Origin of the sequence: Methylobacterium sp. Leaf112, assembly GCF_001423295.1 — a bacterium.
In the GTDB taxonomy this organism is placed as follows: domain Bacteria; phylum Pseudomonadota; class Alphaproteobacteria; order Rhizobiales; family Beijerinckiaceae; genus Methylobacterium.
On sequence record NZ_LMNG01000031.1, the window covers coordinates 1 to 12104 of the forward strand.

General features: G+C 67.4%; 7 protein-coding genes and 1 other RNA gene. 5 read left to right on the forward strand and 3 right to left on the reverse strand.

Going from position 1 to position 12104, the window contains the following annotated elements:
• Positions 1–258: 258 nt before the first annotated feature.
• Genes ASF52_RS15965 through ASF52_RS15975 form a run of 3 tightly spaced genes read left to right on the forward strand, consistent with a single transcriptional unit; the run spans position 259 to position 5311 of the window.
• Positions 259–957, forward strand: coding sequence for a response regulator transcription factor (locus ASF52_RS15965; protein WP_056174931.1), 699 nt, complete (start codon positions 259–261; stop codon positions 955–957).
• Positions 957–2414 (forward strand): HAMP domain-containing sensor histidine kinase, encoded by a 1458-nt coding sequence (locus tag ASF52_RS15970; RefSeq protein ID WP_056174182.1) that lies wholly within the window; start codon positions 957–959, stop codon positions 2412–2414. The genes ASF52_RS15965 and ASF52_RS15970 overlap by 1 nt, the downstream gene beginning before the upstream one ends.
• A complete protein-coding gene (locus ASF52_RS15975; RefSeq protein ID WP_056174183.1) occupies positions 2411–5311 on the forward strand; it encodes a bifunctional [glutamine synthetase] adenylyltransferase/[glutamine synthetase]-adenylyl-L-tyrosine phosphorylase in 2901 nt (966 codons plus the stop codon). Before ASF52_RS15970 ends, ASF52_RS15975 begins: the two co-directional genes overlap by 4 nt.
• 54 nt (positions 5312–5365) lie before the next feature.
• Here the strand turns inward: ASF52_RS15975 and ASF52_RS15980 are convergent, their stop codons facing one another.
• Positions 5366–7741, reverse strand: coding sequence for a PAS domain-containing sensor histidine kinase (locus ASF52_RS15980; protein WP_056174185.1), 2376 nt, complete (start codon positions 7739–7741; stop codon positions 5366–5368).
• A 193-nt stretch (positions 7742–7934) separates the two neighbouring features.
• Positions 7935–10574: an aminopeptidase N gene (gene pepN / locus ASF52_RS15985; RefSeq protein ID WP_056174188.1), complete on the reverse strand. Its 2640-nt coding sequence runs from the start codon at positions 10572–10574 to the stop codon at positions 7935–7937.
• A gap of 165 nt (positions 10575–10739) precedes the next feature.
• Here pepN and ASF52_RS15990 point away from each other — a divergent pair, with 165 nt between their 5' ends.
• Entirely contained in the window at positions 10740–11180 is a 441-nt protein-coding gene (locus tag ASF52_RS15990) for a VOC family protein (protein WP_056174190.1), read from the forward strand.
• A gap of 44 nt (positions 11181–11224) precedes the next feature.
• Here ASF52_RS15990 and ASF52_RS23000 read toward each other — a convergent pair whose 3' ends face one another.
• Positions 11225–11401 (reverse strand): hypothetical protein, encoded by a 177-nt coding sequence (locus ASF52_RS23000; protein ID WP_200937406.1) that lies wholly within the window; start codon positions 11399–11401, stop codon positions 11225–11227.
• Between the two features lie 185 nt (positions 11402–11586).
• On the opposite strand from ASF52_RS23000, the gene rnpB reads away from it, so the two are divergent.
• Positions 11587–11989, forward strand: an RNA gene (gene rnpB, locus ASF52_RS18375) — RNase P RNA component class A.
• Positions 11990–12104: the final 115 nt, after the last annotated feature.

Sequence of the window (12104 nt, forward strand, 5' to 3'; positions counted from 1 at the left end):
ATGGTACTGTGTCTCAAGACACGGGAGAGTCGGTCGCCGCCAGACCTGCACAGCACATCATCATCCCCTCTCAACGATCACCCCGAATAGGCCGCCCCACAAAAGGGCGGCCTGTTCGCGTTCGCGGGGCGGTCGATGACCAAATCGTCCTGCAGGCGCCAAAATCCGCTCATGGGTGCCATCCTCTCCTCAATCGAAGAGGGTAGGGGCATGGGATACGCTTCACCGTCGCATCGCGAGACCGTATCGTTCGACGCCATGCGACTGCTCATCATCGAGGACGACCGCGAGGCAGCGTCCTATCTTGTCAAAGCCTTTCGGGAAGCCGGTCACATGCCGGATCTTGCCCACGACGGCCTTGACGGCTACGCCCTTGCCCGCGAGGGCGATTACGATATGCTCATCGTCGATCGGATGCTTCCAAAGCTCGACGGTCTGTCCCTGATCCGGTCCCTGCGCGAACAAGCCGTGACGACGCCGGTGCTGATTCTCTCGGCCCTCGGTCAGGTCGATGATCGGGTGAAGGGCCTGCGGGCCGGCGGCGACGATTACCTTCCCAAGCCCTACGCATTCTCCGAACTCCTCGCCCGCGCCGAGATCCTGGCACGTCGTCGATCGGCGCCGGCCGGAGCCGTCGAGGTCACTCATTACCGGGTCGGCGATCTCGAACTCGATCGCCTGTCGCATCGCGTCGCCCGCGCCGGTCAGGAAATCATCCTACAACCGCGTGAATTCCGGCTGCTCGAGTACCTCATGCGCCATGCCGGTCAGGTGGTGACCCGGACGATGCTGCTCGAACATGTCTGGGACTATCACTTCGATCCGCAGACCAACGTCATTGATGTTCACATCTCGCGCCTGCGCGCCAAGATCGACAAGGATTTCGACCGGCCCATCCTCCACACCGTACGCGGCGCCGGCTACGTCGTGCGTGCCGACGAGGCACGCGGCGCCTGATGGCGGATGACGTGGCACGGTCCGGGTGTTCGGCCGGGCGGCGCGACCATGGCCGGCTCCAGAACCTATTCCGGACCACGGCCTTCAAGCTGTCCTTCGCCTACCTGCTCATCTTCACCACTTTCGCCTTTCTGGCTCTCGGCTACGTCGCCTGGAACGCCAGCCGGGTTCTCGACGATCAGATGGTGTCGACCATCGAAGCCGAGATCAGCGGCCTTTCCGAGCAGTATAAGTCCGGTGGATTGCGGCGCTTGATCTCGGTGGTCGAGCGCCGCGCCGGCGAGCCGGGGGCTTCCCTCTACCTCGTGACGACGCCCGCCGGGGAGCATGTGGCCGGTAACGTCGGTGCCTTGCCGGCTGGTCTCCTCGCCGAACCCGGGCAGACCGAAGCGGCCTACGCCCGTGGTGGCTCATCCAGCCTCGATCACCGCGCGATCATGCGGATCTTCACCCTGCCGGGGGGCTTTCGCTTGGTCGTCGGTCGCGATGTCGAGGAGCGTGACCGCCTGCGCTCGGTCATCGGCGGCACCTTCGGAACCTCGCTTCTGCTGGTGATCCTTCTCGGTGTCGTCGGTGGCTGGTTCGTGGCGAGCCGCGTGCTAAAGCGCGTCGACGCCATGACGGAGACCACCCGGCGGATCATGGCCGGCGACCTCGGCGGTCGCTTGGCGGTGGCCGGCAACGGTGATGAACTCGACCGTCTGGCTCGCAACCTCAACGAAATGCTCGAGCGGATCGGCGAGCTGATGCGGGGCCTCCGCGAGGTCTCCGACAACATCGCCCACGATCTCAAGACGCCCTTGACCCGCCTACGCAACCGCGCCGACGAGGCGCTGCGTTCGCCCGCGAGCGCCGCGGACCTGCGTCTCGCCATGGAGGGCGTGATCGAGGACAGTGACGGCCTGATCAGGGTTTTCAACGCCCTGCTGATGATCGCCCGCCTCGAGGGCGTTTCCGCCCACGAACTCATGGCCGAGTTCGACGTCGGCACGACGGCCCGCGAAGTCGGGGAACTCTACGAGGCCGTGGCCGCCGACGAGGGCCTGTCCCTCGACATCGTCACGACGGGGGACTTGCGGCTCATGGGCAGCCGCGAACTCATCGGGCAAGCCCTCGCGAATCTCATCGACAATGCGGTCAAGTATGGAGCGATGAAGGAATCGGTTCCGAACCGGGATGGCGGGTGCATCCGCATCTCCGCGGAGCGCATCGGCTGTGCGATTCGCGTTGTCGTCGCCGACCGAGGGCCAGGCATCCCGGCGGAGGCGCGCGGCCGCGTCCTCGATCGCTTCGTCCGCCTGGAGGATGCGCGGTCCCGGCCCGGATTCGGCCTCGGGCTCAGCCTCGTCGCTGCCATCGTGCGCCTGCATCAAGGGACGCTGGTGCTCAACGACAATGCCCCCGGCCTCGCCGTCGTGGTAACGCTTCCGGCCCTCGCCGTGGGAGACCCCGCATGACCGAGCCTGGCAGCCTCCATCATCGCTTGCGACGGGCGCCGCCCTTGATCGACCCGGAGGCCGCCGCCGGGCGCCTCGCCGATATCGAGGACGCGTTTCCGGCCGGATTCCTCGACGTGCCCCTGCGGGCCCTCGTCCTCGCGCTCGCCGAACAATCCCCGTTCCTGTGGCAGGCCGTGGCGCGTGACCCGGTCCGGTTCGCCGATCTGGTGTCGCGGGCGCCCGAGGCCGCGAATTCCGATCTCGTCGCCCGCCAGCGCGCCGCCGGTGACGGCGGCGACCTCGCCGCCATCGCCCGCGCCCTGCGGGTGAACCGCACCGAGCACGCCCTCCTCGTGGCATTGGCCGATCTCGGCGGGCTCTGGCCCCTCGCCACGGTGACGGCGGCGTTGTCCGACTTCGCCGACGCGTCGGTCTTGGCCGCCACCGATGCGCTCCTCGCTGAGGCGGCGGCCGCCGGGCGCTTCCTGCCCATCGATCCGGGCGACCTCCAGGCCGGGTCCGGCCTCGTCATCCTGGCGCTCGGCAAGCACGGCGCGGGCGAGCTGAACTACTCGAGCGACATCGACCTCGTGGTGTTCTTCGATCCCACCGTCGCCCCTCTCATGGGAGGGCTCGCGCCGACGTCGTTCTTCACCAAGCTGGCACAGGGCATCGCCAGGCTCCTGCAGGAGCGCACGGCCGATGGCTATGTGCACCGCGTCGATTACCGCCTGCGCCCCGATCCGGGCTCGACGCCGACGGCCGTATCCCTCAACGCGGCGTACCTCTACTACGAGAACCTCGGGCAGAACTGGGAGCGGGCGGCCTACATCAAGGCCCGGCCCATCGCCGGCGACCTCGCCCTGGGCCAGCGCTTCCTCGACGACCTGCGCCCATTCGTCTGGCGAAAGTACTTCGACTTCGCCTCCATCGCCGACGTCCACGCCATGAAGCGCCAGATCCACGCCGTGCGCGGGTACGACACCCTCGCGGTGGCCGGGCACGACATCAAGCTCGGGCGGGGCGGCATCCGCGAGATCGAGTTCTTCGTCCAGACTCAGCAACTCGTCTTCGGCGGACGCCGGCCTGCCTTGCGCGGGCGGCGTACGGTCGAGATGCTCAGGGTCCTCACCGACGAGGGCTGGATCGACGCCACCGCCCGCGACGAGCTCGCGGAGGCCTATGAGTTCCTGCGTACCGTCGAGCACCGCATCCAAATGGTGCGTGACGAGCAGACTCAACGCCTGCCGTCGGAGCCCGGCGAACTCGAAAGCTTCGCGCGCTTTGCCGGGTTCGCGACGCTCGCGGGCTTCGAAGCGTCGCTGCTGCATCATGCCCGCCGGGTCCAGGCCCATTACGCCTTGCTGTTCGAGGCCGAACCAGACCTGTCGTCGGCGGTGGGCGATCTCGTGTTCAGCGGAACGGGCGACGATCCCGCCACCCTCGCGACTCTGCGCGCCCTCGGGTTCCGCGGGCCCGAACGCGCCGTCGAAACCGTACGCGGCTGGCATTTCGGGCGGCGGCCGGCCGTGCGTACCGCCCGGGCCCGCGAAGTCCTGACCGAGCTTGTGCCGGCGCTGATGCAGGCGCTCGGTGGAACGACCGATCCGGATCTGGCCCTCGATACCCTGGACCGGGCCTTCGCCCGTATGCCTGCGGCGCTCGAACTCCTCACCATCCTACGCTCCAACGAACGCTTGCGCCTCCTGTTCGCCGATCTCCTCGGCACCGCACCGCGCTTGGCCGAGACCGTCTCGTTCAGTCCGCATGTGCTCGATGCCGTGCTGGAGCAGGATTTCTCGGCGCCACCGCCTGAGCCTGGCGGCATCGCCGCGCATTTTCGGACCTTGCTCGGGCAGCCGAGCGACCACGAGGATTTCCTCGATCGCAGCCGAGATGCGGCGCGGCACCTGCGCTTCCTCACCGGCGCGCGTCTCCTCTCCGGCATTCTCGCGCCGGTGGAGGCGGGACGGGCCTACACCGCCATCGCCGACACGGTGGTGGGGACTGCGTTCGACCGGGTGTCGCAAGCCTTCTTCGCCGAGCACGGGGCGGTACCAGGGGGACGCCTCGCCGTGTTGGGGCTTGGGCGCCTCGGGTCGTGTCAGCTCACGGCGGAATCCGACCTCGACCTCGTCGTGGTCTATGACTTCGACCCCGAGTCCCGCATGAGCGCCGGGCCGCGCCCCCTCGATGCGGCGGTCGCCTACAATCGGCTGACGCAACGCCTCGTCGCCGCGCTCACCGTGCCGACCCGGCGCGGACATCTCTACGAGGTCGACCTTCGTCTGCGGCCCGGTGGCGGGCAGGGGCCGGTGGCGGTGCAGCTGCGCAGCATCCGGGGCTACTACGATACCGAAGCTGAGCTTTGGGAGCACATGGCCCTGACCCGTGCCAGGATGATCGCGGGTGATGCCGAACTCGGCGCAGAGTTGATCGCGATGATCCGATCCATGGTGACACGGCCGCGGGATCCGTCCGAAGTTTTTGGCGCCGTGCGATCCATGCGGTGGCTCGTGGCCGAGGAGAAAGGTGATGCGGGGCCCCTCGATCTCAAGCTCGCCCCGGGTGGCCTGCTCGACCTCGACTTCCTGGCCCAGGCCCTCGTCCTTGCGCACGGCAGCCGGTTTCCGGATCTCGCCGGCCCCGCTGCAGGCGATGTGCTGGTGCTGGCAGCGGGGCATGGCCTTCTGAAGCAGGCCGAGGCCGAGCGCCTGCGGACCGCCTACCGCCAGTTCGACGATGTCCTGCATTGGCAGAGGCTGATGGTGGCGGGCGACCCGGCCCAGGGTTCCGGGGTCGCCCTGACGCGCCTGGCCGTGGCGCTGGGCATGCCGGACGCCGCACATCTGATGGTTCAGCTCGACGAGCGGCGCGCCGATGTGCGCAACCTCTTCGATCGGCTTCTCGCCTGACGCAGAGGCCCGAGGCGTAGCCGCGATCGTCGAACGACGCGCGCCCTCAATGGGTCAGCTCGCGGCTGGCTCCATCCAGCCCCGGCGCGGCGTCGCCCCCGCAGCGTCCCGCAAGGATGCGACCGTTTCCTGCGAAGCTTCGAAGGCCACATCGCGTAGGCGCTCGGGCGTCGGCATGGGCAGGCGCACGAACACGATGGTGCCGAGACCCTCCTGGGAGCGCAGGCGAAGGGAACCCCCGTGCAACTCGGCCATGGACCGGGCGATGGCGAGGCCGAGGCCCGAGCCCTTGTAGGTGCGGGTCAGGTTCGTCTCGACCTGCTGGAACGGAGCGCCGAGGCGGCGCAGGGCTGCCTTGGGGATGCCGATGCCCGTATCCTCGATGAAGATGTTCACGGCATCCCCCATCGGCCGGGCCTTCACGACGATCCGCCCATCGCCTTCCGGCGTGAACTTCACCGCGTTCTGAACGAGGTTGAGCAGGATCTGGTGCAGGGCGCGCTCGTCGGCCAGCACCGAGAGGCCCTCGACCAGGTCGACATGGATGCTGAGGGATTTCGCCCGCGCCGGCTCGGCCACGAGCTTCAGGGCCGCCTCGATGGCACCCGGCAAGCCGATCTCGCGGCGTACCAGTTTCACCCGGTGCGATTCGATGCGCGACATGTTCAGGATGTCGTCGATGACCGACAGGAGGTAATCTCCACTCGCACGGATGTCCTGGCAGTAATCCGTGTAACGCGACGAGCCAAGGGCTCCGTACACCCCGGTTTCCATGAGTTCGGCGAAGCCCATGATCGCGTTGAGCGGTGTGCGAAGCTCGTGGCTCATATTGGCGAGGAACTCGGATTTCGCCTGGTTGGCCGTCTCGGCCTGGGCCTTCTGATCGAGGTAGCGCTCGGCGAGGTCGGCGAGTTGCTGAGTCTGGAGTTCGAGGGTGCGGCGCGACCGCTTGAGGTCCTTCACGGTCGCGATGAGTTCGCGCTCGGAGGCCACGAGTTGTTCCTGGTGGCGCTTCAGACTGGTGATGTCCGTACCGACGGAGACGTAGCCGCCATCCTTGGTGCGGCGTTCGCTGATCTGGAGCCAACGGCCGTCCGTGAGTTCGGCCTCGAAGGTACGGGCGGTTGCGCCCGAATGCTCGAGTTCGCGCATCTCGCGACGGATCGGCGGAAGCACACCGCGGCCCATGATCTCGGCGTAGCGCCGCCCCGGAACAGCATCCTCGTGACTCAGGGCATGGAGATCGCGGAACTTCGAATTGCACAGGACGAGACGGTTGCCGGTGTCCCAGAGGACGAACGCCTCGGAAATGGCCTCGACGGCGTCGCGCAGGCGCATATCCGCGGTGGCGTTCAGTTCAGCCAGGTTGCGTTGCTCGGTGACGTCGAGGGCGATGCCGACGAGATGGCGACCGCCGGCCACCGTGTCCGGTACGATCTCGGCCCGCATCCGCATCCAAGTCCAGACGCCCGAGGCGGACCGGATCCGGAACTCGTGGTCGACGGTGGACTGGCTCGCGGCGAGGTGGCGCGCCAAGCTGTACAGGTCACCGTCATCGGGATGGACCAGGGCATTGACGTCGCCGAAGGACAGGAACTCGCGCTCGCGGCGATAACCCAGCAGGGCGTACATCGAGTCCGACCAGTAGATCCGCCCACGGGGGATGTCCCAGTCCCACAATCCGCACCGGCCGCGTCCGAGCGCCGTATCGAGGCGTTGCTTGATCTGCTCGCACACTCGATCGACCGCATAGGCCCGCCGAGTCTGCAGGACGTATGCGATGCCGGTCCCGACGATGACCAGGGCCGCCGCCCCAAGCAGAATCACGTGGTTGCGCATCCTGGCGTTCCAGGCCGCGGTCACCGCTGCGATGGGTTGCAGGACGGCGACCTGACCGCGTCCGTTCGGCAGACTGCGAAGCGCAGCGAGGGCCGGGGCGCGGTCGGCGAGATCCACCGTCATCACCCCCGCCCGCTCCCCGAGGGTCGTGAGCGCCTGCATCTCTCCGAGGTGCTCCGTGAGCGTGCGGCTTCCGGCCCAGGGGGGGGCGGACGCGACGATGCTGTCGTCGGTGCCGACGATGAGGATCTGTCGGCCGAGCGGCAGGAGATGCGGCGGCAGAAGTGCTGCGAGACGACCCTTCATCGCGGCCTCGTCCGTGTCGCCCTGGCCGAGGGACGCCGCGACAAGCCGGGTCAGTGCGTCGATCTCAGTGACCGCACGCCCGAGAGTATCCTGGCGCTGTGCATTGAGATGGAGGCATTCCACCGTCGCCAGGCAAGCGAGGAAAGCCGCCAGCAGGGCCGGAAGGGCGACACGCAGCCAGGTTTCCGCCCGCACGAACCGGATGTGCGTCGTGGTCTGTGGGCGATGGATGCCGAGGATCGTATCCGCACGCGCGGAGAGGGAAGCGGAATCCGCCTCCAGCATGATATGTCTCCGCAGCTATGGTGAAACGTCTGGGAAGCGTGACCGTGTCGCGCTTCGAATCGCATTCATAACACCATTTTCACGGCCGAGTTGTCCACGCTTTTTTATGCTTCTGTTAATCCTGACAGGGGACGCATCTGCGTGCAGAGAAGCTTGGTAAGTACTGGAATACCTGTTTCCCTACAACGGCTTGTCAGTTGTCAAGCATCCGGCCGACGATGTCGGAAACATCGCGGGACAGGTTGGCAAGTGAGCCGATTGCCGCAAGCGAGCGTTCCGCCTTGGCGTGGCGTTCCGGTTCCAGCATTCGCCAGGAGCCGAAGCCTGTGAGCAGCTTCGCCGCGATCTGCGGATTGGTCGCATCGAGGGTTTCGACCACCTCGGCCAGGAACGCATAGCCGGCCCCGTCCGGCCGGTTGAACTGGGTCGGATTGCCGACGCTGAAGCTGCCGACGAGGGAGCGCACCCTGTTGGGATTGGTCATGGCGAAAGTCGGGTGCGCCTGCAGGCGGCGGACCCGTTCCAGCGTGGTGTCCTCGGGGATCATCGCCTGGATCGCGAACCACTTGTCGAGCACCAGGGGCTCGTTCCGGTAGCGCTCGGCGAAGGCCGCGAATGCGTCCTCCCGAGCCGAGCCTGGGATCAGCGCCAGCACGGAGAGGGCGGCGAGGCGGTCGGTCATGGTCGTCGCGGCCTCGATCTGGGCCTGCGCGAGGCCGATCCCGGACTGCGGGTCGGCGACCGAGATGAGGTCGAGGGCGACGTTGCGCAGGGCCCGGCGTCCGGCTGAGACCGCATCCGGTGAGAACGGCGTACCGGCCGGGTCAGCGAGCGCGTCGCGCAGGCTTGTCAGGTGCGGGTACAGGCCCTGCCCGAGCTGCAGCCGCAGGGCCGTCCGCGCCCGGTGGATCGCATCCGGGTCGATGGCTTCGCCGATTGCGTTGGCGATGTCGCCCTCGCTCGGCACGGTGAGCACGAGGGCCGCATAGGCCGGATCGGTCAGGGCTTCCCCGTCGAGGAAGGCGGCGAGGGCCGCGACGAGACCATCCTGCTCCGGCGGCGGCACCGGGGAGTCGGCCCGTGCGTCGGCGACGAGGCGAGCCATGGCGACATCTTGCGCCGCCTGCCACCGGTTGAACGGGTCGGTGTCGTGCGCGAGCAGAACGAGGCGGTCCGCATCGGTGATAGTCTGAACCAACCGCACGGGTGCGGAAAAGCCTCGGAACAGGGACGGAACCGGAGCCTCCGACACACCCGTGACGGTAAGACTGTCGTCGGCTCGCTCCAGGATGAAGACCCCGTTCTGGACGCGGTCGCAGGCCGCCGTGTCGAGGGGGCCGCCAGCTCCGACCAAGCCCAGCGCCACCGGAATGACGAGCGGTGGGCCCTCGCGGTCGCCGCGGAGTTCCTGCCGGAACCTTAGGGTGTAACTGCGGGCTGCCGCGTCGTAGGAGCCCTCGACGGTCACCACTGGGGTGCCGGGCCGATCGTACCAGCGCGCGAAGGCGCTGAGGTCGCGTCCAGAGACCGTCGCGAAGGCGCCGAGGAAATCTTCCACCGTCGCCGCGGTGCCGTCGCACGCCGCGAAGTAGTGATCCATCCCCTGGGCGAACGTATCCGTGCCAAGCAGCGTGCGCAGCATCCGCACGATCTCCGCACCCTTCTCGTAGACGGTGGCCGTGTAGAAGTTGTTGATCTCGGCGTAAGCTTGCGGGCGCACGGGGTGGGCGAGCGGTCCGGCATCCTCGGGAAACTGCCGGGCCCGCAGGGTGCGGACCTCGCCGATGCGGTGCACCGCCCGCGAGCGCATGTCCGACGAGAATTCCTGATCACGGAAGACCGTCAGGCCCTCCTTGAGGCAGAGCTGGAACCAGTCCCGGCAGGTGATGCGGTTGCCTGACCAGTTGTGGAAGTACTCGTGCGCGATGATCGCCTCGATGGCGGCGTAATCCGCGTCGGTGGCGGTCTCGGGGCTGGCGAGAACGTAGCGATCGTTGAAGATGTTGAGGCCCTTGTTCTCCATGGCGCCCATGTTGAAGTCCGACACGGCGACGACGTTGAACACATCGAGATCGTAGGCACGGCCGAACGCCGTCTCGTCCCAGGCCATGGAGCGGATGACGGCATCGAGGGCGTAGGCGGCGCGGTCCGCCTTGCCGGGCTCGACATAGATTCCGAGGTCGACGGTCCGGCCCTCGCTGGTCGTGAACCGGCCGCCGAGCCGGTCGAGGCGTCCGCCGACGAGGGCGAACAGGTAGGCGGGCTTGCGGTGGGGATCGTGCCAGACGGCGTAGTGCCGACCCAGTCCCGCTTCCCCGGCCTCGATGGGGTTGCCGTTGCCGAGCAGCACGGGCGCGTCGACCCGGTCAGCTTCGATTCGGGTTGTGTAGACCGCCATCACGTCGGGGCGGTCGAGGAAATAGGTGATCCGCCGGAAGCCGTCGGCTTCGCATTGCGTGCAGTAGACGCCGTTCGATCGATAGAGACCCATGAGCCGGGTGTTGGCGGTCGGATCGATCCGCGTGCGGATCGTCAGGGTGAAGGGTTCCTGCGGCGGCTGCGCCAGGATCAGGGCGGTTTCCGTTATCCGGTACGCGTCCGGCGCGAGGGCGACCCCGTCGAGATCGAGGGACAGCAGCGTCAGATCCTCGCCGTCGAGCACCAGTTCGGCCCCTGCTCGGCCGGCCGGGTTGGGCCGGAGCGCAAGGGTCGCCCGAACCTCCGTCGCGTGGGGGTGCAGGAGGATGTCGAGGCCGACCCGGTCGATGAGGTGATCGCTCGGCCTGTAGTCGGCGAGCCGGATCGGGATCGGGATCGGGGTTTCGGTGCGCATGGAAGCCTCGCCTGTCGCAGGCCTCCCTCTTGAATCGCTTCCGTCCCGGGCGCAACGCGCGGTCGGTGCAAAGAACCGTTGCGCGAGAGACCAACGCAGATGCGTGGCGTTGACGGGACTCGCACGGCCACCACATAGGCCGCACCCTCAGGAGAATTCACGACGATGCGTTTTCTGCACACCATGGTCCGCGTTGCGGACCTCGACCAGGCGCTCGCCTTCTACGTCGATACGTTCGGCCTCACGGAGGTCCGCCGCGTGGACAACGAGAAGGGACGCTTCACCCTCGTCTTCCTTGCAGCGCCCGGCGACGCGGCGACAGCCCGCGAGACCCAGGCACCGGTGATCGAACTGACCCACAACTGGGACCCGGAGACCTATTCGGGGGGGCGCAACTTCGGCCACCTCGCCTACGAGGTCGACGACATCTACGCCTTCTGCACCAAGCTGCAGGAGGCGGGGATCACCATCAACCGGCCGCCGCGCGACGGCAACATGGCTTTCGTGAAGTCCCCCGATGGGATTTCCATCGAGCTGCTGCAGAAGGGTGACGCCAAGCCGCCGCAGGAGCCATGGGTCTCCATGGAGAACACCGGGTCCTGGTAGGTCCCGGAAGCCCGCGAGGCCGATGGCCTCGCGGCACCCCGATGTCAGTCGGCGCCTGCCTCGGGGGCGGGCGTAATACCGAGTTCGGCGAGTTTGGCCGACACGGTTTCGATGGGCCGCTTAAGCCTGAGGCTGATCACCGAGATCGGCACGCGTTCTTGGGCCAGACTCCGCAATTCCTGAACCTTCTCCAGTGTCCAGGCCGTCTCGTCGGTCGCCATGGTCACCTCCATCTGGTGAAGCCAAGTGGTCCGGGGCCGGCCGCGCGGAGGCGGCGAGCGCCTGTCTTGGGATTTAGCGCCCGCGTCCGGATGCGCAACCGCTCCCCGTAAATCCAAAGTCGGCGTTCCCGAATGCCGCCGGGCGCTTGACCTCATGACGGTCCGCGGCGCACATCCGCCTCGGATCAGTCGGCCGGGCGGCCGCTCCGGACCTCGCGTCCGGGGAGGAAAGTCCGGGCTCCATGGAGAGACGGTGCCGGATAACGTCCGGCGGGGGCGACCCCAGGGACAGTGCCACAGAGAGCAGACCGCCCTGTTTCACACAGGGTAAGGGTGAAAGGGTGCGGTAAGAGCGCACCGCGGACGCGGCAACGCGGACGGCACGGCAAACCCCACCGGGAGCAAGACCGAATAGGGGCGACACGATGGGCTTTGCGGCCCGTCAGGCTTCTCTCCAGGCCCGTCGCCCGGGTTGGTTGCTCGAGGCGCATCGGCAACGATCGTCCCAGAGGAATGGCCGCCACGTCAGGGGGACCCTCACGGGTCGTCCGGGCCCTACAGAACCCGGCTTAAAGGCCGACTGATCCACGCTGGTTCTGAGTTGTGGCACCCGGCAAAACACGAACACGCGGCAACGAAAAACTTACCGTCGGTTAACCTTGCTGAGGTCTGATCGGACAGGGCCAATGCGTTGCGGCCCCGT